At 61.9% G+C, this 20,258-nt stretch carries 20 protein-coding genes and 1 riboswitch; of the genes, 9 read left to right on the top strand and 11 right to left on the bottom strand.

Annotated elements, in window-relative coordinates:
- Window positions 1-30 precede the first annotated feature (30 nt).
- Entirely contained in the window at window positions 31-2,520 is a 2,490-nt protein-coding gene (locus V8Z65_RS02200) for a ligase-associated DNA damage response DEXH box helicase (RefSeq protein WP_338722232.1), read from the bottom strand.
- 33 nt (window positions 2,521-2,553) lie between these two features.
- Here V8Z65_RS02200 and V8Z65_RS02195 point away from each other — a divergent pair, with 33 nt between their 5' ends.
- Entirely contained in the window at window positions 2,554-3,261 is a 708-nt protein-coding gene (locus tag V8Z65_RS02195) for a nucleoside/nucleotide kinase family protein (protein WP_338722231.1), read from the top strand.
- Window positions 3,262-3,328: 67 nt separating this feature from the next.
- Window positions 3,329-4,672, top strand: a complete 1,344-nt coding sequence (locus tag V8Z65_RS02190; RefSeq protein WP_338722230.1) for an MATE family efflux transporter — start codon at window positions 3,329-3,331, stop codon at window positions 4,670-4,672.
- Here the strand turns inward: V8Z65_RS02190 and V8Z65_RS02185 are convergent.
- Together V8Z65_RS02185 and V8Z65_RS02180 are read right to left on the bottom strand one after the other, a co-directional pair.
- Entirely contained in the window at window positions 4,655-5,761 is a 1,107-nt protein-coding gene (locus tag V8Z65_RS02185) for a quinone-dependent dihydroorotate dehydrogenase (RefSeq protein WP_338722229.1), read from the bottom strand. The two genes, V8Z65_RS02190 and V8Z65_RS02185, sit on opposite strands and share 18 nt — an antisense overlap.
- Window positions 5,758-6,117 carry a DUF952 domain-containing protein gene (locus V8Z65_RS02180; protein ID WP_338722228.1) on the bottom strand — a complete coding sequence of 120 codons (360 nt, stop codon included), beginning with the start codon at window positions 6,115-6,117 and terminating at the stop codon, window positions 5,758-5,760. The genes V8Z65_RS02185 and V8Z65_RS02180 overlap by 4 nt, the downstream gene beginning before the upstream one ends.
- 132 nt (window positions 6,118-6,249) lie before the next feature.
- Here V8Z65_RS02180 and V8Z65_RS02175 point away from each other — a divergent pair, with 132 nt between their 5' ends.
- Both V8Z65_RS02175 and aac(6') read left to right on the top strand, forming a co-directional pair.
- Complete coding sequence (locus V8Z65_RS02175; RefSeq protein ID WP_338722227.1) at window positions 6,250-6,900, top strand: helix-turn-helix transcriptional regulator; 651 nt, start codon at window positions 6,250-6,252, stop codon at window positions 6,898-6,900.
- Window positions 6,897-7,343 carry an aminoglycoside 6'-N-acetyltransferase gene (gene aac(6'), locus V8Z65_RS02170; RefSeq protein ID WP_338722226.1) on the top strand — a complete coding sequence of 149 codons (447 nt, stop codon included), beginning with the start codon at window positions 6,897-6,899 and terminating at the stop codon, window positions 7,341-7,343. The genes V8Z65_RS02175 and aac(6') overlap by 4 nt, the downstream gene beginning before the upstream one ends.
- A gap of 13 nt (window positions 7,344-7,356) precedes the next feature.
- Here aac(6') and V8Z65_RS02165 read toward each other — a convergent pair whose 3' ends face one another.
- Entirely contained in the window at window positions 7,357-7,737 is a 381-nt protein-coding gene (locus V8Z65_RS02165; RefSeq protein ID WP_338722224.1) for a chlorophyllide reductase, read from the bottom strand.
- Window positions 7,738-7,845: 108 nt separating this feature from the next.
- Between V8Z65_RS02165 and V8Z65_RS02160 the strand changes: the two genes are divergently transcribed.
- The gene (locus tag V8Z65_RS02160) at window positions 7,846-8,409 is read left to right on the top strand and encodes a DUF2975 domain-containing protein (protein ID WP_338722223.1); all 564 of its coding nucleotides are present in this window, start codon (window positions 7,846-7,848) and stop codon (window positions 8,407-8,409) included.
- Window positions 8,410-8,411: 2 nt separating this feature from the next.
- Window positions 8,412-8,633, top strand: coding sequence for a helix-turn-helix transcriptional regulator (locus tag V8Z65_RS02155; protein WP_338722222.1), 222 nt, complete (start codon window positions 8,412-8,414; stop codon window positions 8,631-8,633).
- 18 nt (window positions 8,634-8,651) lie between these two features.
- Here the strand turns inward: V8Z65_RS02155 and V8Z65_RS02150 are convergent, their stop codons facing one another.
- Complete coding sequence (locus tag V8Z65_RS02150; protein WP_338722221.1) at window positions 8,652-10,298, bottom strand: lysine--tRNA ligase; 1,647 nt, start codon at window positions 10,296-10,298, stop codon at window positions 8,652-8,654.
- Between the two features lie 145 nt (window positions 10,299-10,443).
- Here V8Z65_RS02150 and V8Z65_RS02145 point away from each other — a divergent pair, with 145 nt between their 5' ends.
- Window positions 10,444-10,854, top strand: coding sequence for a tellurite resistance TerB family protein (locus V8Z65_RS02145; RefSeq protein ID WP_338722220.1), 411 nt, complete (start codon window positions 10,444-10,446; stop codon window positions 10,852-10,854).
- Between the two features lie 4 nt (window positions 10,855-10,858).
- Here the strand turns inward: V8Z65_RS02145 and V8Z65_RS02140 are convergent, their stop codons facing one another.
- Window positions 10,859-11,452, bottom strand: coding sequence for a TetR/AcrR family transcriptional regulator (locus V8Z65_RS02140; protein ID WP_338722219.1), 594 nt, complete (start codon window positions 11,450-11,452; stop codon window positions 10,859-10,861).
- Window positions 11,453-11,538: 86 nt separating this feature from the next.
- Here V8Z65_RS02140 and V8Z65_RS02135 point away from each other — a divergent pair, with 86 nt between their 5' ends.
- On the top strand, window positions 11,539-12,159 hold the full coding sequence (locus tag V8Z65_RS02135) for a DUF2306 domain-containing protein (RefSeq protein ID WP_338722217.1): 621 nt from the start codon (window positions 11,539-11,541) through the stop codon (window positions 12,157-12,159).
- A gap of 21 nt (window positions 12,160-12,180) precedes the next feature.
- Here the strand turns inward: V8Z65_RS02135 and V8Z65_RS02130 are convergent, their stop codons facing one another.
- The gene (locus V8Z65_RS02130) at window positions 12,181-12,957 is read right to left on the bottom strand and encodes a transporter substrate-binding domain-containing protein (RefSeq protein WP_338722216.1); all 777 of its coding nucleotides are present in this window, start codon (window positions 12,955-12,957) and stop codon (window positions 12,181-12,183) included.
- Window positions 12,958-13,163: 206 nt separating this feature from the next.
- Complete coding sequence (gene metZ, locus V8Z65_RS02125) at window positions 13,164-14,372, bottom strand: O-succinylhomoserine sulfhydrylase (RefSeq protein ID WP_338722215.1); 1,209 nt, start codon at window positions 14,370-14,372, stop codon at window positions 13,164-13,166.
- Between the two features lie 42 nt (window positions 14,373-14,414).
- Window positions 14,415-14,490: riboswitch (SAM riboswitch) on the bottom strand.
- Window positions 14,491-14,568: 78 nt separating this feature from the next.
- Between metZ and V8Z65_RS02120 the strand changes: the two genes are divergently transcribed.
- Window positions 14,569-15,675, top strand: a complete 1,107-nt coding sequence (locus tag V8Z65_RS02120) for a 2'-deoxycytidine 5'-triphosphate deaminase (protein ID WP_338722213.1) — start codon at window positions 14,569-14,571, stop codon at window positions 15,673-15,675.
- Here the strand turns inward: V8Z65_RS02120 and V8Z65_RS02115 are convergent.
- From V8Z65_RS02115 to V8Z65_RS02105, 3 genes are all read right to left on the bottom strand, one after another.
- On the bottom strand, window positions 15,672-16,556 hold the full coding sequence (locus V8Z65_RS02115) for a LysR substrate-binding domain-containing protein (RefSeq protein WP_338722211.1): 885 nt from the start codon (window positions 16,554-16,556) through the stop codon (window positions 15,672-15,674). The two genes, V8Z65_RS02120 and V8Z65_RS02115, sit on opposite strands and share 4 nt — an antisense overlap.
- Before the next feature lie 430 nt (window positions 16,557-16,986).
- Window positions 16,987-18,045 (bottom strand): sn-glycerol-3-phosphate ABC transporter ATP-binding protein UgpC, encoded by a 1,059-nt coding sequence (ugpC, locus tag V8Z65_RS02110; protein WP_338722210.1) that lies wholly within the window; start codon window positions 18,043-18,045, stop codon window positions 16,987-16,989.
- A 9-nt stretch (window positions 18,046-18,054) separates the two neighbouring features.
- Window positions 18,055-20,256, bottom strand: a complete 2,202-nt coding sequence (locus V8Z65_RS02105) for a glycoside hydrolase family 2 TIM barrel-domain containing protein (protein WP_338722209.1) — start codon at window positions 20,254-20,256, stop codon at window positions 18,055-18,057.
- Window positions 20,257-20,258: the final 2 nt, after the last annotated feature.

Raw genomic sequence — 20,258 nt, 5'->3', positions numbered from 1 at the left:
CTCTCCCCCAGAGGGAGAGGTGAAGAGGGATCAAACTTCGCCAGTCGCTTCCCTGAGAAGCTCCTCGGCTGCATCAGCCATAGCTGATTCTCGGGCCTCCCCGAAAATCGGTTCCTTGCCGATATCGAGCATGACGGGCACGGCCAGCGGGGAGATTTGCGCAAGAGGCTTGTGGACGATGTGATGGCGGATGCGGGCCAGCATCTGGCCCAGGCGCTCGATATCGAGCAGGCCGCGGGCAGCATCGCGGCGGGTGGCTTCGATCAGGATGTGATCGGGCTCGTGCTGGTAGAGCACGTCATAGATGATGTCCGAACTCATGGTGATCTGCCGCCCGGTCTTTTCCTTGCCCGGATGACGGCGCTCGATAAGACCGGCGATGATGGCGCAATTGCGGAAGGTACGCTTCATCAGCGCTGACTCATCGAGCCAGGCTTCCAGATCATCGCCCAGCATGTCTTCGGAAAACAGCTCATCAAGGCTGAGGCGATTGGTGCGGATGAGGGCGGAGAGATCGCCCAACCCCCAGATGGCCAGCGCATATTCGGATGCGACGAAGCCGAGCGGGCGGGCGCGCAGACGTTCCAGCCGCCTTGTGAGGAGCATGCCCAGGGTCTGATGGGCCAGCCGCCCCTCGAAGGGGTAGCAGACCAGGAAATTATTGGTGCCGCGCGGGAAGGTCTCAACGAGCAGGCTATCGCGACGGGGCAGGACGGAAAGATCGCGTTGCAGGCGCAGCCAATCGCCGACCTGATCAGGCAGTTTGCTCCATTCGCCGGGACTATCCATGATGCGACGCACGCGCTCGGCCAGATAGGTGGAGAGCGGGAATTTGCCGCCCATATAGGACGGGATTTTCGGGTCCTTGGAAAAGGCGCGGGAGACGAAGGCCTCATTGTCCTTCATGCCCTCGAAGGCGACGATTTCGCCGCCGAACATGAAGGTATCGCCGAGCGAGAGCGTGCCGAAGAAATATTCCTCCATTTCGCCCAGCACCCTGCCCCCGGCGCCGATGGGTCCGGTGGTGCGGCCCTGTTTGAGGCCGCGGGCGCGGACCAGACGCACGCGGACCATGGGTTCTTCAATGATGGTGCCGATATTGAGCCGGTATTGCTGGGCCACCTGCGGATTGGCGATACGCCAAAGCCCGTCCTGGGTGCGCTTGAGGCGCGCATAGCGCTCATAGGCCCTGAGGGCATAGCCGCCGGTGGCGACGAAATCGAGCACGCGATCGAACTTTTCGCGGGTGAGGTCGCGATAGGGCCAGGCGCGCGTCACCTCGGCATAAAGATCGTCGGCCAGAAAGGGCTCGGCGCAGGCCATGCCCAAGACATGCTGGGCGAGCACATCATAGCCGCCCGGCAGCGGGTCCTCGCTATCCTGATGGCCTTCGGCCACGGCCTCGACCGCCGCTTCGCATTCGAGTACCTCGAAGCGATTGGAGGGCACGAGGAGGGCCTGGGACGGGTCATCGAGCCGGTGATTGGCGCGGCCAATGCGCTGCAGCATGCGCGAAGAGCCCTTGGGGGCGCCGACCTGCACGACGAGATCGACATCGCCCCAGTCGATGCCGAGGTCCAGAGTGGAGGTGCAGACGACGGCCTTGAGTTTGCCCGAGGCCATGGCTGCCTCGACCTTGCGGCGCTGTTCTACCGAGAGCGAGCCATGGTGCAGGGCTATAGGCAGCATGTCCTCGTTGATGTCCCACAATCCCTGGAACAGCATTTCGGCCTGCGAGCGGGTGTTGACGAAGAGCAAGGTGGTCTTGTGCCGCTTGATCGTTTCGTAGAGCTCGCGATGGGCATAGGTGGCCGAATGGCCGGCCCAGGGCAGACGCTGCTCGGTTTCGAGAATGGCCAGTTGCGGTGGCGCACCGCCCTTCATAGTCAATAGATCGGTCTGTCGGTCCGGCAGCGGCCGGGCGATCCAGTCGCGCAGCAGGTCGGGCCGCGCCACAGTGGCCGAGAGGGCGGTTATCCGCAGATCGGGCGCCAGTTTCGCCAGTCGGGCGAGGCCGAGCGCCAATAGATCGCCGCGCTTGGAGGTGACCAGGGCATGCAGCTCGTCCAGCACCACGCGGCGCAGCGAGCCGAACATCAATTCGGCCTGCGGATGGGAGGTCAGCAGGGCCAATTGCTCAGGCGTGGTTAAGAGGATTTGCGGCGGCTTGACGCGTTGTCGGGCGCGCTTGGCCGCGGAGGTATCGCCGGTGCGGGTTTCGACGCTGATGGGCAGGCCCATTTCAGCGATTGGGTTGGAGAGATTGCGCTGGACGTCGACGGCCAGAGCCTTGAGCGGGGAAATATAAAGGGTGTGGAGCCCGTCGAACCTGCCATCCACCAGGTCGCTGAGCGTGGGCAGGAAACCGGCCAGGGTCTTGCCGGCACCGGTCGGGGCGATGAGCAATTGGCTGGCGCCGGACTGGTAGGAGGCCAGAACGTCGAGCTGGTGCGGGCGCGCAGACCAGCCGCGCGCGGCAAACCAGCCGGATATGACGGTGGGAAGAGAGACGTTTGGCACCACTCACCTGCTGCAAATCAGGGTGGAGCCTATATGATCGTTGCCGGCCATACCAAGGAGGAACCAGGCGTGCCCGAAACCATTCGTCTGACACCGCCCGAAATGCTCTCGCGCCTGGTGCCGCATGTTCTGGACATGGAAAGCAAGGCAGAAGGCAAGCGCATCGCCATCGGCATTGCCGGCGGCCCGGGCACCGGCAAATCGACTTTGGCCGCCGAACTGGTGGCCATGCTCAACGCGGTCAGGCCCGGCAGCACCGCATTGGTGCCCATGGATGGCTTTCACATGAAGCATGCCAAGATCGAAGCCATGGGGCAGACCGACTTCAAGGGCGCACCGCACACTTTCGAGGGCGCGGAATTTGTCAGCTTCCTGCATCACCTCAGGCATGCGACCGAAGCGGTGAGCGGACCGGGCTATAGCCGCAGGATTGAGGACACTGTGGACAATGCCTTCACCGTGGCGCCGGAGGCGAAAGTGCTGATCGTGGAGGGCAATTATCTGTTGCTGACGCAGGGGCCGTGGGCCGGGGTGAAGTCGCTGCTCGATTATGCGGTTTTCATTCACGTGCCGCGCGAGACGGTCAGGGATCGGCTGATGAAGCGGCATGGCGAGGAAGGGCTTTTCACCCAGGAGCGCAATCGCGCGCATATCGCGCGCAACGATCTTCCAAACTATGATCTGGTGGAAGGGTCGCGCGACCGGGCGGACGTGATCTTTGCGCTCGAGGTGGCGGGGTAGAGGATCGGGATTGATCCGGCGATTGGATGGCGCCTAAAAGCTATTTCCGCCTTTTCGAGTTTTCCCCATGACCACCCGTCCGCAATATCCATTCGACGTCCGTAGCAAGGATGTCTGGTCCATCGCCCTGCCCGCCTCCATCGCCTTTATCACCGAGCCGGTGGTGGGCCTGGTGGATATTACGGTTGTCGGGCGGCTGGGCGATGCGGCGCTTCTCGGCGGGCTGGTGCTCGGGGCGCTGGTCTTCGACGTTCTGTTTTCGATGGCCTATTTCCTGCGCATCGGCACAGCGGGCCTGGTGGCGCAATCGGTGGGCGCGCGTGACCCGCGGCATGGACTGCTGCATGTGAGCCGGGCGCTGATCCTTGGCCTCGGGATCGGCGCGGCCATGATCGCACTGGCCGGTCCGATCCTGTGGGCCGCCAATGGACTATTAGCGCCTGAGGCGGGCGTCGGCACGGCCCTTGCGGACTATTACTTCGTGCGCATCTGGTCCGCGCCCTTTTCGATGGTAAATTATGCGCTGCTGGGCTGGTTCTACGGCCGGGCGGCGGCCCGCACCGGCATGCTGCTGCAATTGGTGCTGCATGGCATAAACATCGTGTGCAGCATTGCATTCGTCTATGCCCTGAACTGGGGCGTGGCCGGGGCCGCCATGGGCACGCTGGCCGGACAGGCGGTGGCAGCCACGCTCGGCCTTGCCATTCTGGTGCGGCACTATGGTGGCATGGCAAATCTGGTTTCCCGCATCGCGCCGGGGGAACTGGGCGATGCGGTGGCCGTCAGACGCATGTTTGGCCTCAGCCGCGACCTGATGATCCGCTCGCTGGCGCTGATGGGCGCCTATGCCTGGTTTGCTGCCCAGGGCTCGCGCATGGGCGAGGTGGCGCTGGCCGCAAATGCGCTGCTGCTGAACCTGCTCATGATCGTTGCCTTTTTCCTGGACGGTATTGCCCAGGCGGCCGAGCAACTGACCGGCAAGGCGGTCGGTGCCAATTGGGGGCCGGCCTATGACCAGGCCTATCGTCTGTCGATGCTTTGGGGGCTGGTGATAGCGCTTGGACTGGGTGCGGCATGGTATCTGGGCGCGCCCTGGGTCATCGGCTTCATGACCACCAATGAAGAAGTGCGCGCCTATGCCCTGGAATTCCTGCCGGTGGCGGTGCTGTGCACGCTGACCTTCATGCCGGCCGTGGTCTATGATGGTGTCTTGATCGGCACCACGCAGAACGTGGTGATGCGCAACGGCATGCTCGTGTCGCTGGTGGTGTTTGTGGCCGCGGCCCTAGCATTGCGCGACTGGGGCAATTGGGGCCTGTGGGCAGCCATGCACGCCTGGTTCCTGGCGCGCGGCGGCATTTATTGGTGGGCGCTTGAGCGCAAGAAGACCACGCTATTCAGCGCGGCCTGAGCTCCAGTCCTCGACCCTGGTCCCCACCAGTTCGGAAATGTTTTTCTTGCCCGCGGCGCGAATACCGGCGAGCAGGCCCCGCTTGATACGATCGAGCAGATCGAGGCCGCCGAAGACCAGCGCCGAATACAGCTGGATGGCGTCGGCTCCGGCCTCGAACTTGGCCAGGGCCGATTGGGGAGAATGAATGCCGCCGACGCCCACAATGGGGAGCGTGCCAACGCGCTGGCGCATCTGCGCAAGGCGCCGGGTGGAGAGCGCAAAGAGCGGTTTGCCGGAGAGGCCACCGGCTTCGGCGGCATTTTCCAGGCCCAGCACGGGATCGCGCGAAATGGTCGTATTGGAGACGATCAAACCGTCCAGGTCGGTGTCCAGAATGACCCGGGCAATGCCATCCATGCCCGCCTCATCCAGATCGGGCGCAACCTTGAGCAGCACGGGCACGCGGGTTTTCGCCTTGGCGCGGGCCGACAGCACCTCGCCCAGAAGGCGGCGCAGAGCCTCGTCGGCCTGGAGATTTCTCAGCCCCGGCGTATTGGGCGAGGAAATATTGACCGTGAGATAATCGGCCAGATCGGCGAAGCGCCGAACGCCCAGAACGTAATCGGCGACGAAATCATCGCTATCCTTGTTGGCGCCGATATTGACGCCGAGCGCCGCAGGCACGCGCAGGCCTTTGAGGCGCGCAAAGACGGCCTCGTGACCCTCATTGTTAAAACCCATGCGGTTGATGACGCCCTCGGCCGGGGCGACACGGAAGAGGCGCGGCTTGGGATTGCCCGTTTGCGGGCGCGGCGTCACCGTGCCGATTTCGACCATGCCAAAACCCATCAGCGCCAGGGGGCGCGGAACCTCGGCATTCTTGTCGAAGCCGGCCGCCATGCCGACGGGGTTCTTCAGATCCAGCCCGCACAGATTTATCGCCAGTTCCGGCGGATCGGCATGCTCCTGCTGCGGGGCGAGGCCCAGGCGCAGCGCCGTGATGGTCGCGCCATGGGCCGTTTCAGGGTCCATGCGCAACAGGGTGTCGCGCGTCAGACTGGCCAGGCCCGCGTTCCGCAGCAAGGGCGAAAGTGCCGAGAAGATCATTTGACGGCCTCCGGCAGAACGCAATGGCCGTCGGCTTCAACGCTGATGGCCTCCTCCCAGGCCACGGCGCCAAGATCGAGCGGACCGCCATAGAGGTGGGGAAATAACTGCCCGCCGCGAGACGGCTCCCAGACCAGATCGTCGCCTAGATCGGCGGTGCGCACGGCCAGCAGCACCAGATCGGCCTCGCCCTTGAAATGCAGCCGCAAGGTTTCGGCCAATTGCGCGGCTGTCGAAAAATGCATGTAGCCATCGGTTGCATCGATCGGCATGCCCCTGAAGTGGCCGGACAGACGCGCAGGCGCAAAACTGGCGCCGGTCGCGACCTTGTAGATCAGATCGGGCATTTTCAACATGGAGACCCTCGGACACACGATGCGCACTGATGGCGGGGTAAAGCGGATGGAATGTCTTTACAAGATGTATAGGCGTCCCTAATGTAGGATTGTTTTCCGCGCTAAGATAAATTTCCTCACTTCGGCATTGGCATGCTTTCACACCGGTCCATCTGGGATGGTATTGACGCCTTGGCGCGCCGGCAGGGCGTGTCGGTATCGGCGCTGGCCAAGCTGGCTGGCCTTGATGCCACGGCATTCAATGTCTCCAAGCGAATCAGCAAGGACGGGCGCGAGCGCTGGCCCTCCACCGAAAGCATTTCCAAGATACTGGAAGCCACGGGCGAGAGCTTCGACAGTTTCCTGACCGGCACGGGGTCGTTCAGCGCGATGCCGCGTGGCTTTTCGGAAACGCATTTGCGCAATATTCCGCTGCTGGGTCTGGCGCAAGCGGGCCATGGCGGCTTCTTCGATAGCGCCGGACATCCGGTGGGCCATGGCTGGGACGAGGTGGCGCTGCCCACGCCGGACGAAGACGGCATTTACGCACTGGAAATATCGGGCGACAGCATGGAGCCGCTCTATCGTGAGGGCGACCGGATCGTCGTCTCGCCGACCGAGCAGGTCCGTCGCGGCGACCGCGTCGTGGTCAAGACGCGCGAGGGCGAGGTGATGGCCAAAATCCTGGCCCGGCAGAGCGCCAAGCAGATCGAATTGCATTCGATCAATCCGGCCTATGAACCACGCCTGTTCGATATTGCCGATATCGAGTGGATGGCGCGGATCATCTGGGCGAGCCAGTGAGGATCGCGCGGGCCGTAGCGGCGGATGCCGCAGACTGGGTGGCCATGCGGACAGCGCTATGGCCGAGCGGCGGGAACGGCGCGCATGCGGCCGATATTGCCCGATTGCTGGCGGATGCCGGAGAGACGGTCAACCTGATCGCCCGCAGTGACGAGGGGACGGCGCTGGGCTTTACCGAGGCGGCGCTGCGACGCGATTATGTGAATGGCTGCAAGACCTCGCCGGTGGCGTTTCTCGAAGGAATTTTCGTGAGGCCGGAGGCGCGGGGGCAAGGCGTGGCGCGGGCACTGGTTTCGGCCGTTGAAGATTGGGCCCGGGAACATGGCTGCACGGAATTTGCCTCGGATACCTCGCCGGACAATTTTGTAAGCCAGGACATGCACCGCGCGCTGGGCTTTGAGGAAACCCAGCGCGTGGTGTTTTTCAGAAAGGTACTGGTTTAGTCAGCGCACGCCGCTAGTCACACCCCGCCCGTGCCAGCATGTCGGTGACGATGATCGGTGTTGCCGGTGTAGTTTGCCACTGACTGGCATCTGGCGCCGCGGCCCTGAGGGCATCAGCAACGCCGTCCCAATTGAGACTCATCGACCCGCCGCAACCGACCGGCAGCAGGCCCTCGCTCCGCGCCTGCCTGAACAGGACGCCAGTGGTTTCCCCGATCCCCGAGAAATAGGCGGTGAGAACCTGCCGGGCGTGATCATTGTGCGGCGCGTTCTCCATGGCGTCCATCACCTGGGCAATGGTGATGCTGCCCGAACTTTGTTGCGCTTGAACCGGCAGGGGCAAAACGGCCAGTGCCAGTGCGGCCGCGACCAGGACGTATCGTTTGCATATCATCGTCTCAATCTCCGTTTGATAACGGCGCCATTTCGTGCTGCGAAAATTTCTTATTGTCAAACGATAATTTTTGGGGTTGTTTCCGTCTATGCAAACCGGAGACCGATGATGATTGAAGTTATGTCCACGCCCCCCGCGGCCCTGCCGTCCCAAAGGGAAAAACGGTTCTTTCTGACATTGGCGGTCATAGCCGGCATCATCGCCGCACTGCTGCCAATCGGGCTGATCGGGTTCTGGGCCGGTATCGTTCCCGACGATCTATGGGGTCGCGCGGTGCCAGGACTGCCGGTGGGTCTAGAACTGGATTTAGGCAAGCGCGCGGGCGCGGCAATTCTGGGCCTGATCCCCATGGGACTGCTGGTCTGGGGCCTATTGCGGGTCCGCCAGACATTCATCGCCTTCGCGGCCGGTGAAGTGTTCTCGGCCAGCGCCATTGCCGGTCTGCGCGACTTTGCCATTGGTGTCGGCGCCAGCGCGTTGATCCAGCCATTGATCGGCGCCCTGCTCAGCCTTTACCTCACTTGGGACGCGCCGGCAGGCGGCCGCCGACTGGTGCTGCAATTGGGCAGCGACACGGCGCTGTTCGTGCTGTTCGCGGCCACCTTTCTTGCGGCCACCTGGACAATGCGACGCGCAGCGGCCCTGGCCGAAGAAAACAGCCAATTCGTCTAGCCATGCCGATCAAAGTCAATCTGGCCGTCGTGCTGGCGCAACGTGGCGTCAAGTCCAAGGATCTGGCTCAGGCTATCGGCATTACCGAAGCCAATCTGAGCCTGCTCAAGCAAGGCAAGGTCAAGGGCATCCGATTTGAGACGCTGGAGGCCATCTGCCAATATCTGCAGTGCCAACCGGGCGACCTTCTGGCCTTTGAAGGGAGTCGCGAGGCGGGAGAGTAACCTCCCGCCCTATGCTTGTCAGGCCGCCAGCAATTCGCCAGCCAGCGCCTTGCCGATCAGCTTGCGGGTGTTCTCAACGCCATAGAGCGCGGCGAAGGAGCCGAAGCGGGGACCGCGTTCCTGCCCGATCAGCACCTGGTAGAGCATCTGGAAGAAGTCGCCGGAGACGCCGGGACCGCCGGTGGGGCTCTTCTTGGAATGATCCTGGTAGCGCTCGATATGGCGCGCCACGTCCAGCGCCGCGTTCTGGATGGTCTCGTTGGTCGCATCGGCCGGCAGGGCGGCAAAGGCGTCCGAGAGGGCCTCGAGCGCGGCACGTTCGACATCGTCGGGCGCCCGATAGGTCTTTTCGACGAAATCGCGGAAATAGCGCATGGCGTAGCCGACCAGGGCATCGAGATGCGGATGGGTCTTGGCCGAGACGCCCGGCGCATAGGCCGAGATATAGCCCCACATGACTTCGGGCGTTTCCGGGTTGGAGGCCGTCGCCAGATTGAGCAGCAGTGCGAAAGTGACCGGCATATCGACCTTGGGCACATTGCCGTAATGGACGTGGAAGGCCGGGTTCTCGAGGCGCTGAGCCGCATCCTGCCGCTCATAGGCGGCGACATGGGCGAAATATTCGTCCACGGCGCGCGGAATGACGTCGAAATGCAGGCGCTTGGCGACGCGCGGCTTCTGGAACATGTAGAGCCCCAGGCTTTCCGTCTGCGCATAGGTCAGCCATTCGTCAATGGTCAGGCCATTGCCCTTGGACTTGGAAATCTTCTGCCCTTCGGCATCCAGGAACAGCTCAAAGACATAATGCTCTGGCGGCGTGCCACCCAGGATCGCGCAAATCTTGTCGTAGATATGCTGATTGGTCTGGTGGTCCTTGCCGAACATTTCGAAATCGACATCGAGCGCGGCCCAGCGCATGCCGAAATCGGGCTTCCACTGCATCTTCACATGGCCGCCGGTGACCGGCAGGGTGGTGTCGCGTCCATCCTCGTCTGCGAAGGTGATCGTGCCGTCCTTGGCGTTGATCTCCTTCATGGGCACATAGAGGACGCGCCCGGAAATGGGGGAGATCGGCAGGAAGGGCGAATAGGTGGCCTGACGCTCGGCGCCGAGCGTGGGCAGCATCACCTGCATGATATCGTCATAGCGTTCGACGGCGCGCAGCAGCACCTCGTCAAAGCGGCCCGACTTGTAATAGTCGGTGGCGCTGGCGAATTCGTAATTAAAGCCGAATGTGTCCAGGAACCGGCGCAGCATGGCGTTATTGTGCTCACCGAAGCTGGCGTATTCATTGGTCCAGGGATCGGGCACCGCAGTCAGCGGCTTTTGCAGATGCGGCTCCATCGCCTCCTTGGAGGGGACGGTGTCCGGTATCTTGCGCATGCCGTCCATATCGTCGGAAAAGCAGATGAGCCGCGTCGGGATTTCATCGCGCGTCAAGAGGCGGAAAGCGGTCCGCACCATGGTGGTGCGCGCCACTTCGCCGAAGGTGCCGATATGGGGCAGACCCGAGGGACCATAGCCGGTTTCGAACACGGCTTCGCCCTTGCCCGACTTTTCCAGGCGTTTGACCAGTTTGCGCGCTTCCTCGAACGGCCAGGCGCGCGCATTCTCAGCGGGCGCGAAGAAATCGGGGTCCAGGGCGGGCAAAGTGGCGGGCGACACGGGGTGGCAGCCTTTCGAAGTAATCTGGGAAAAGACGGAGCCCGGTCATTGCACCGGAACCGGGCGGACGTCAATGTCGCAGGTGGTTGCGCAGACCGGTGCGAGGGCCTAGTTCTTGGTCTCGACCGCAATCGGGAACCACAAGATGACTACCGCTCAAGACGCCCTCATTCACCTGATGATCGTTGCTGCCTCGTCCGACAGCGCCATGAGCGAGAAGGAACTGGTCCGCATTGCCGCGCTGATCGACCGGCTGCCGGTCTTTGAGGGTTTCGAGAGAGACCGTCTGGCAGCGGTGGCCAATGATTGTGCCGATATCCTGAACGGGCCCGATGGGCTGGACCGGGTGATTGAAAACGCCATCGACGCGCTGCCTGAAAAACTGCAGGACACCGCCTATGCGCTGGCCGTGGAAGTGACGGCGGTGGACCTGCATCTGGAGCAGGAAGAATTGCGGTTCCTGGAAATGCTGCGCGACCAGCTGAGCCTTGATCGGTTGACCACCGCGGCCATCGAAGTGGCCGCCCGGGCCCGGCACAGGCGCCTGCCGGCCTAGACGCCTAGGCCGGCAGTTCCAGGCGCTGCAGAAGCGCCAGCACTTCGGCTACGGGAACAATGGGCCGATTGGCACCCAATTTGCCCACCAAGACCAGCACGGCATAGCCGTGAATGAGCGACCAGACCTGGGACTCAACCACGCCCGGATCGGTGCCGGGCGGCACAAAGGGCGCGCAGGCGCTGACCAGCACACCATAAGCGCGGGCGCCGGCCACGCCCAGCTCCTCGGCGCGCCCGCCAATCGGCCAGACCTGACGGAACATCAGGTCGAACAGGTCAGGATGGGCTTTGGCGAACTCAAAATAGGCGACACAAATTGCCTCAAGACGCGCGCGCGGCTCGTCCGGACCGCGCGCGGCTTCGGCCTCCATGGCATCGGCAAAAATAGTAAAACCACGCGCCGCAATGGCGTCGAGCAGTCCCGCCACGCCATCGAAATGGTGTGCCGGAGCGGCATGGGACACGCCCGCCAGTGCCGCACATTTGCGTAGAGTAAGCCCGGAAAGGCCATCGCGTTTTAGCAGGGTCAGGCCAGCTTCGATCAGGGTTTCACGCAGATTGCCTTGGGGACGGGGGCGCAACTTTTCAAGAGACATAGTCATAGTGCCACTAAACAAGAGCACTTGACAGTGTCAAGGCAGTTCAGCTTTACACTGTCAAGCGCCAAGCGGAGGAGCAGTCAATGTTGGTGACGGGTATGGTTTGGGGGCGCAATGCGCTGCTTTGGATCTTTGCACTTGGAATTGCCGTTTTTTCCTGGCGCTTCATGGTCGGCGGCGTAGAAGCCACGATGGCCTTTGTTGCCTATCACGCCGAAGCGCGGCCGCTGGCCTTTTTCGCCCATGTGGGTTTCGCACCAGTGGCACTGGCCCTGGTGCCATTTCAGCTTTGGCAGGGCCTGCGCCAAAAGCGCCCATTTGTGCATAGGCTCATCGGACGTCTCTATGGACTGGCCATTTTGATCTCGGGCGTGGGCGGGCTGTGGCTGGCGCTGAATACGGCAGCGGGCCCCGTCGCATCCTGGGGGTTCGGCATCCTCGCGGTTTTGTGGCTGAGCACCACGGGTTGGGGTATCGGCCTTGCCATGCGCGGAGACCGGGTGGCGCACCGCCGCTGGATGATCCGCTCCATCGCCCTAACTCTGGCTGCGGTGACGCTGCGCATCCAATTGCTGGTGAGCATGATGTTCGACATCCCGATGGATGTGGCCTATCCGGCAATTGCGTGGCTCTGCTGGGTGCCCAATCTGCTCATAGCCGAATTGATGCTGCGCAATCCGCGTCGAGTGGCCGCAATCGCCTGAGGGCCGGCCCTCAAATCCTGCTTAGTAGAACCCGACGGGGAACCAACGGAGGTAAAGCTCGTCCAGGGCCCCGTTTTGCTTGAGGCGGACGAGAGCCCAGTCGATGGCATGGCGCACAGGGTCGTGTCCGGCCGGCAGGGCGATTGTGAACCCTTCACCGAAGAGGGCGGGACGGAAATAGGCTTCGCCAGCAAAGCCGCAGCAGGCCAGATTGTCATTGAGCCAGAAGGCGCCGCGCATGGCATCGCCAAACCAGGCATCGACCTGGCCGGATTTTACTGCGTCCAAACCTGCCAGTTCGCTGTCGAACGGTACGGCCTCAACACCGGGCAGATAGCGCTGGAGAAAGGTGGCATGGGCGCTGCCATCACGGACCGCGACCTGCTTGCCCGCCAGACCCTCGGGGCGGAAACCAGCTATGGCATCTTTCCGCGTGACGAAGCGGCCGGGAAGCGCCAGATAGGTCGCGGAAAAATCGAACAATTCGCCATTTTCCGGCGTCATGGCGAGACCGGCGATCAGGGCGTCGCCCAGATTATCGGATAGTGCCGCGGCGGCCTGATCCCAGGGCCAGACCTGGATGGTACAGGCCACATCAACCTCGGCGCAGATGCGCCGTGCCAGATCGATATTGAAACCGACCAGTTCGCCGCTCTCATCGCGATAGTTGAACGGCGGAAAGTCGGCTGTGGTGAGGAAACGGATGGCCGGAATGGGCGTGAGGCTGGGGAGTATTTCGCGCGCATCGGGATCGGCATGATAGGGCAGCGGCTGAGCCGAAATAGGGGTATACGTCATACTCGCCACAACCGACGCCAGCAGCGGCAAAAGCCATCTAGCGCGCCGAAGGCGAGGTGCCCTCCCTCGGTCCCTCCCCCTTGAGGGGAGGGACCGAGGGAGGGGGTCCCTCAGCGACGCACCGAACCACCCCCCACCCCAACCCTCCCCCTCAAGGGGGGAGGGAGACGCAGAGTCGATAGTTTCGCGCCGCGCCAGCACCATGGTTAAACCTGATCCAACCCATACATGAGATCGGCGATCAGATCGTCAGGGTCTTCAAGGCCCACCGAGAGGCGCAACAGGCCTGGGGTGACGCCGGTTTCAAGGCGAACCTCTTCGGTCAGGCGCTGGTGGGTCGTAGTGCGCGGATGGGTGATGAGCGATTTGGCGTCGCCAAGATTGTTGGAAATCAGGATCACCGCCAAGCTGTCGGAGAGGGTGAAGGCAGCGTCCTGACCGCCCTTGAGGTCCAGCGCCAGAAGGGTTGAGCCGCGCTTCATCTGGCGCTTGGCCAGATCATATTGCGGGTGGCTTTCAAGGTGGGGATAGATCACCCGGTTGACCTTGGGATGGGAGGAAAGAGCCGCCGCGACCTTTTCGGCGCTATTGGTCATCTGCTCGACCCGCAGGGCAAAGGTCTCAAGGCCCTTGGTCAGCACCCAGGCGTTGAAAGGCGAGAGCGTTGCACCGGTATGGCGCAAGAAGGTGTGGACATCGCCCTCGATAATCGCCTTGGAACCCAGCACGATCCCGCCCAGGACCCGGCCCTGGCCGTCAATGTGCTTGGTGGCCGAATAGGTGACGATATCGGCGCCCAGTTCCAGCGGCTTCTGGTAGAGCGCTGTGGCAAAGACATTGTCGACAATGAGCTTGGCGCCATGAGCGTGAGCGATTTCGGCCACGGCGGCGATATCGACCAGTTCCAGGGTCGGATTGGTCGGGGTCTCAATGAAGACTACCTTGGTATTGGGCTGCATGGCGGCGGCAAAATTGGCCGGATCGCGACCATCGACCAGCGTCGAAGCAACGCCGAAACGCGGTGCGAAATCTTCCACCACATAGCGACAGCCACCGAACAGCGCCTGAGACGCCACGATATGGTCCCCAGCCCGCACCTGGCTCATGACCGCGTTGGTGACCGCAGACATGCCAGTGGCGAAACAGCGGGCCGCCTCGGCACCTTCGATCAGGGCCATGCGATCCTGGAACATGTCATAGCTGGGGTTGGCGAAGCGCGAGTAATTGTGTCCGCCCGGCACCTTGCCCTGGAACAGCAGTTCGGCATGTTCGGAAGAGGGATAGGAAAAACCGGAATTGAGGAACAGGGCCTCACTGGTTTCGTGAAACTCAGTGCGCTTGCCCCCGCCGTGCACCATCTGCGTGGCCGCCGAGAGCTTCTTCGGATCGCGGAGGGGATTGTTCGCCTTGGACATTGCACTGCGCCTTCTAAACAAAAAACCGGCCCGCAAATGGCGGCCGGTTCCATAACGGTCTTTAGCTATTTCTTTTAAGTGGCTGCAAGCGACCGGCCAAATCACCACTGGGCTGTGATCTAAGGCCAATTGGCAGTTGGCGTCAATTGCCGAAGGTTGCTAGGGAAGAGCAGTCGCGGGGATGGGATCGATTATCATGGCTGACAGCTGGCCCAGGGGCGTTTTTCCGGCGCGGTTGATCGAAAGGCTGCATCGGGAGGGGGCGATCCGGGTGTCCCTGCCTTTCGACGAGGACCAGGTGCAGCCAGCAAGCCTCGACCTGAGATTGGGCAAAACCGCCTATCGCGTGCGGGCAAGCTTCCTGCCCGGTCCCGATCATTCGGTCGCCGAACGCATCGAAGCCCTCAAGCTGCACGAAATCGACCTCAGCCAGGGCGCGGTGCTGGAGCGCGGCTGCGTCTATCTCGTGCCGCTCGAAGAAAGCCTGGACTTGCCGGAAGATGTGAGCGCGTCGGCCAATCCGAAGAGCTCGACCGGCCGGCTCGATGTATTTACCCGGGTGATCGGGGACCGGGCGCGCGGCTTTGACCAATTGCCAGCAGGCTATACCGGACCGCTTTATCTCGAAATCAGCCCGCGCACCTTTCCTGTCCTGGTGCGCACGGGATCCCGCCTGTCGCAAATGCGGTTTCGATGCGGGGACAGCCGGCTCAGCATTGCCGAACACAGAGCACTGCACGCCACAGATACATTGGTGATCGGCGGAGACATGCCGGTGGGCGAAGGCGTTGCCCTGTCTATCGACCTTGAAGGTCAGGGTCGTGATGGGCTGATCGGGTTTCGCTCCAAGCGCCATACTGCGGTTGTCGATGTGGACAAGAAGGCGGCGCTCGATGTGCTCGATTTCTGGGAGCCGCTTCATGCCCATGGGCAAAGCGAGCTGATCCTGGACCCGGATGAATTCTACATTCTGGTGAGCCTGGAAGCGGTGCATGTGCCCCCTACCCACGCAGCCGAAATGGTGCCTTTCGATCCGCTGGTGGGCGAGTTCCGCGTCCACTATGCCGGTTTTTTCGATCCCGGCTTCGGCCATTCGGCGGCCGGAGGCACGGGCAGCCGCGCGGTTCTGGAAGTCAGGAGCCGCGAGGTGCCGTTTTTGCTCGGGCACGGCCAGATCATTGGCCGGCTGATCTATGAGGAACTGGCAGAAAAGCCGGACCGGCTCTATGGCACTGATCTGGGCTCAAATTATCAGGCGCAAACGCTCAAGCTCTCCAAACATTTCAAACCGTTTCCAGGCTAGGCCACGGCCCGATCCCGGTCGCTGAAAAAAGTTCGGACATAGTCGAGAAAAGTCGAGATCGGCTCGTCCATGTCCGGATTCATGATCTTGATGCCAAGTCCGTCCTCTCCCAGAGGGCAGGACCGGTTCATCTCGGACAGCAAGACGAGGCCCTTTTCGAGATACCATTTTGGACCCACGGTAATAGCCAGCCCTTCGCGCACGACCGCCCGCAAAAGCGAGGCATTGGATGTGGTGTGCATGACGCGATAGGGCCGGCCGGCCTCAGCGAGCGCAGCCAGAGCCATGCTGCGCCAGCGGCACCCTTCGGACCACATGGCCAGGGGCAGACGCGGTTCCAGATGGGTCGTGTGGTCCTCCGCTCCGATCCAGTAAAGCTGATCCAAGCGCAGCAATTCAAGCCCCTCAACACCCGACTTCGTCGAAACGATAATGGCATCGAAGGAGTCGACAACCGCCCGACGACGTAGCGTGGGACTATCGGCAGTGACGACTTCAACCTCGATCTGCGGATAGCGACGCGCGAAGCGCGCAAGGGCTGGCAACAAGAAGGTCTGGCCATAGTCGTCACAGATGCCCAATTTGATTGAGCCACCCAATCGCGGCGCCCTGAAGGCGTTCAGGGTCTCCTCATTCAGCCGCACGATTGAGCGCGCATATTCGAGAAGGCGCAGGCCTTCGGGCGTCAACAGATTGCGGCGCCCCTCCTTGGCGAACAGGGGAACGCCGAGGGTCTCTTCGAGCCGCTTCATCTGCGCGGAAATAGTGGATTGGGTCTTGTTCACCTTCTGCGCGGCAGCACCAAAGCTGCCCGTGTCGGAGATGGCGAGGAAGGACCGCAGGAAATCGGTATCAAGAGCGTGCATGACGCCATGATACATCTACTTTTTCGATGATAAACCAGCAAAACATTCATTTGATGAATGTGACTTCTCTTGGCAGGTTGCCGCCAATCTTTGGTTTGAGGAGTGATCCATGCAGGAAATATCCAAGAGAGGCGCTGCCGCACGCGATGGAGACGGCAGGCGCGCAACGATGTGGTCGCAGATTGCCAGTACAATGTGGAGCCTGTTCGGTCCTGCGGAGGCCAAGCCCAAGCTGCCTTGTGAATTGACGAATGCGGAAGACTGGTTGCTGGACGATCTTGGTGTGGGCCGTACAAAGGCCCAGCACATCGAAGCACCGCTACCCCGGTCACGACCTGAGCATGGCAGGCCGCTTGTGGAAAGCACGTCGCGTGTTCAGGACTGATCGATCAGGCGCCCGCGCGCCTGCCGACTTTCGTGGCCAAGGGGACGCGCCGACCGGCCGTCAACGCAGGCGCTGACCATCCCTATTGAAAACCAGCAGCGCTGCGGGGTCGAAATGGGCTTTGTAGCGATCACCAGTCTTGAGATCGCGATCGTTGCCAGTTGCGATGGTGATGACCTCTGCCCCCTTATCGCGCGCATAGGCATAGGTTTCACCGCCGAGATGTTCGATGATCTCGACATTGACGTCCAGCGCAGCTGAGCCCTGACGTGTGAAATGCTCGGGGCGAATGCCGATGGTGACCTCCGTGCCGACCTCCAGGGAGACTGGCGAGGGAATGACCTGGCCCGGGAAATCCTTGAGGCGGATGCCGTCGGCCTCGGCCGTGCCGTCGAGAAAGTTCATTTTCGGCGAGCCGATAAAACCGGCGACAAAGAGATTGTCGGGATCGTCATAGAGTTCGAGCGGCGAACCGACCTGTTCGATGCGCCCGTCGCGCAGCACCACGATCTTGTCGGCCAGGGTCATGGCCTCGACCTGATCGTGGGTGACATAGATGATGGTGGTGTTGAGTTCCTTGTGGAGCCGCGCCAACTCGATGCGCATATGCACGCGCAGCTCGGCGTCGAGATTGGAGAGCGGTTCGTCGAAGAGGAACACGTCGGGATGCCGCACGATGGCGCGACCAATGGCGACGCGCTGGCGCTGTCCGCCCGAGAGCTGGCCCGGGCGGCGATCGAGCAGCGGTTCGAGCTCGAGGATGCGGGCGGCCTCGGCGACCCGGCTCTCGATCTCGGATTTGTTGGCGCCGGCAAAGCGCAGGGCGAAACCCATATTCTCTCGCACACTCATATGCGGATAGAGCGCATAGGACTGGAACACCATGGCGATGCCGCGCTTGGACGGATCGACATCGTTCATGCGGTTGTCGCCGATGAACAGATCGCCGCCCGAAATCTGCTCAAGCCCCGCGATCATGCGCAGCAGGGTGGACTTGCCGCAGCCCGAGGGACCGACAAAGACCACGAATTCCTTGTCGGCAATGTCCAGATCAACGCCCCGGATCACCTCCACAGTGCCGAAGGACTTTTTCACATTGGTCAGCTTCAAACCGGACATGGGATTTCCTCAGCTTGCTGTGAGCGTGACAGTAGCGCGGCCGAGCCGCTCATTGGACACCGTAACCGTGATGGGGCCCTTGCCGGTCGAGCGTAGCCAGAAGCCGGTCGAGCCGGCGCGCAAGGGAACGATGCCCGGACCCAGCCTTTCGGCAGCGCCGGACACTTCGATAGCCACAGGCTCGGGGAAGAAGGGCAGCTTCTTGCCCGACTGATCCAGCGCACGGATCATGACACGGGTGGTGTCGCCCTCGGTGCCAATTTCGGTCGCGTCCGGCGCGACTTCAAGCGCATGGGCGATGGGATCGGCGATGAAGTTGACCGTCTTGACGGGTTTGCCAGCGATATAGCCGGTGATGGTGGCGTCTTCCCAGCTCATGCCCCACAGGCCCAATTCTTCGTCGGTCAGGTGCTCGCGCTTGATAACGACTGGGGCATGCGGCAGATGGGGGAAGGCTTTGCGATCAGGCGTGAAGCGCTTGGGCGTATTCGAGCCATAGGTCAGTTCGACCTCGTCGCAATTGGTGAGGATCATCAGCGGCAGCACGCCGCCGATATTGCGTTCGCCACGCGCCCAGAAGGTCACGGGTTTCAGGATCACCTCGTCGCTCGGCTCGCATTGGCTGATATAGGCATAGGCGGCAAATTTCGGCTCCCGGAACATGTCCATCACGCCATGGTGGCAGATGCGATCGCCCGAGCCGAAATCCTTATGGGTATTGTAATCGAAGGCGCACCAGCCGATGCACCCGGCAATCTGCGGATCGCCATAGGCGGCGTTCATGACTTCGAGATGCCTCAAAACGTGCTCAGCCTGGCGCTGCTCCTGATCCCAGGACTTGGTCGGGTACATGTGCCCACCATATTCGGTGATCATATAGGGCACCACGCGATCGAGGCCGGTGACTTCCTGCTGCGGGCGCAATGGCGTACGCGGGCGATTGCCGCCCCATTCCTCCAGCCCGAGGATGAAGTCGTTCATGGTGTAGACGTCTTCGAGCAATTCGCTATCGGTGATGTAGCGGACGCCGCCGGTCTGGCGGGTCGGGTCTAGCTCATGGGCCAGCTTGTTGGTGCGCACATAGAAGTCGTGGTCGTCCTGGCTTTCATTGATCCGCACGCCCCAGATGACAATGGAGGGGTGGTTCCAGTCGCGCGTGATCATGCGGCGGACGTTCTCGACGCTCTCGTCCTTCCAGCTCTCGCCACCGATATGCTGCCAGCCCGGAATTTCCTCAAAGACCAGCAGCCCCAATTCATCGCAGCGGTCGAGGAAATAGTGGGATTGCGGATAGTGCGAGGTGCGCACCATGTTGAGCTTGAGCTCGCGCTTGAGAATTTCCGCGTCGCGTTCCTGAGCAGATTTGCCCAGCGCATAGCCGACATAAGGGAAGGACTGATGGCGGTTGAGGCCACGCAGTTTCAGCGCCTTGCCGTTGAGCTTGAACCCGTCGGTGGTGAATTCGGCCGTACGGAAGCCGAAGCGGAAACTTGCTTCGTCCCGCCCTACTCCCGTGTCGATCATGACGACCAGGGTATAAAGCGCGGGATTGTCGATATCCCAGAGTGCGATGCCGCTGAGATCGTCAAATGCGACATCGACCAACGACCCGTTAATCGCCGCATCGGTCGTGGCAATGGTCTTGCCGTCACCGTCGACAAGGGCGGCCACCAGAGTACCCGACAGCGGTAGATCCTGCGGATTGGCCAGATCGATGCGGGCGCGGATCGATTTCCTTGCCGCCAGCGCATCAGGTGTTTCCACCTTGGCATTGCCGACAAAGACTGGCGCGGTGACCCGAAGCCAGGCTTCGCGGTAGATACCGGCATAGGTCAGGTAATCGATCTGGCCGCCAAAGGGCGGAATGTCCGGATTTTCACTGCCGTCAATGGTGACGGTAAGGACGTTCTCGCCGTCCTTGAGCTTGCCGGTCAGGCGTGCCTCAAAGGGCGTGTAGCCATCCTTGTGGGCGACGACTTCGCTGCCGTTGAGGCTGACCTTGGCATTGGCCATGGCACCATCGAAAACGACACTGACATCCTTGCCGGCCCAGGCGGGGTCGGCGGTGAAGCGCTTCTCATAGGTAAAGACGCGCTGATAGGCCGTCTCGTCGAAATAGTTGAACGGCAGCTCCACCGCGGTGTGCGGCAGGCGGACCTGATCCTTACCCTCGAACAGCCAGCCGGAATTGAAATCGATAAGAGAACGCATGG

It is taken from the genome of Devosia sp. XK-2, from assembly GCF_037113415.1.
In the GTDB taxonomy this organism is placed as follows: Bacteria; Pseudomonadota; Alphaproteobacteria; order Rhizobiales; family Devosiaceae; genus Devosia.
The sequence above is the reverse complement of the archived record's forward strand: the minus strand, read 5'-3'. Positions and strand labels throughout refer to the sequence as shown.

Excerpts from the sequence above, each read along its gene's own strand:
- V8Z65_RS02115 (WP_338722211.1), bottom strand. The coding sequence starts at position 16,556 with ATGTATCATGGCGTCATGCACGCTCTTGATACCGATTTCCTGCGGTCC.
- V8Z65_RS02120 (WP_338722213.1), top strand. The coding sequence starts at position 14,569 with ATGGCTGACAGCTGGCCCAGGGGCGTTTTTCCGGCGCGGTTGATCGAA.
- V8Z65_RS02130 (WP_338722216.1), bottom strand. The coding sequence starts at position 12,957 with ATGACGTATACCCCTATTTCGGCTCAGCCGCTGCCCTATCATGCCGAT.
- V8Z65_RS02135 (WP_338722217.1), top strand. The coding sequence starts at position 11,539 with ATGTTGGTGACGGGTATGGTTTGGGGGCGCAATGCGCTGCTTTGGATC.
- V8Z65_RS02145 (WP_338722220.1), top strand. The coding sequence starts at position 10,444 with ATGACTACCGCTCAAGACGCCCTCATTCACCTGATGATCGTTGCTGCC.
- V8Z65_RS02175 (WP_338722227.1), top strand. The coding sequence starts at position 6,250 with ATGCTTTCACACCGGTCCATCTGGGATGGTATTGACGCCTTGGCGCGC.
- V8Z65_RS02195 (WP_338722231.1), top strand. The coding sequence starts at position 2,554 with ATGATCGTTGCCGGCCATACCAAGGAGGAACCAGGCGTGCCCGAAACC.
- ugpC (WP_338722210.1), bottom strand. The coding sequence starts at position 18,045 with ATGTCCGGTTTGAAGCTGACCAATGTGAAAAAGTCCTTCGGCACTGTG.
- V8Z65_RS02165 (WP_338722224.1), bottom strand. The coding sequence starts at position 7,737 with ATGATATGCAAACGATACGTCCTGGTCGCGGCCGCACTGGCACTGGCC.
- V8Z65_RS02140 (WP_338722219.1), bottom strand. The coding sequence starts at position 11,452 with ATGTCTCTTGAAAAGTTGCGCCCCCGTCCCCAAGGCAATCTGCGTGAA.
- V8Z65_RS02155 (WP_338722222.1), top strand. The coding sequence starts at position 8,412 with ATGCCGATCAAAGTCAATCTGGCCGTCGTGCTGGCGCAACGTGGCGTC.
- V8Z65_RS02160 (WP_338722223.1), top strand. The coding sequence starts at position 7,846 with ATGATTGAAGTTATGTCCACGCCCCCCGCGGCCCTGCCGTCCCAAAGG.
- V8Z65_RS02190 (WP_338722230.1), top strand. The coding sequence starts at position 3,329 with ATGACCACCCGTCCGCAATATCCATTCGACGTCCGTAGCAAGGATGTC.
- V8Z65_RS02185 (WP_338722229.1), bottom strand. The coding sequence starts at position 5,761 with ATGATCTTCTCGGCACTTTCGCCCTTGCTGCGGAACGCGGGCCTGGCC.
- metZ (WP_338722215.1), bottom strand. The coding sequence starts at position 14,372 with ATGTCCAAGGCGAACAATCCCCTCCGCGATCCGAAGAAGCTCTCGGCG.
- V8Z65_RS02105 (WP_338722209.1), bottom strand. The coding sequence starts at position 20,256 with ATGCGTTCTCTTATCGATTTCAATTCCGGCTGGCTGTTCGAGGGTAAG.
- V8Z65_RS02180 (WP_338722228.1), bottom strand. The coding sequence starts at position 6,117 with ATGTTGAAAATGCCCGATCTGATCTACAAGGTCGCGACCGGCGCCAGT.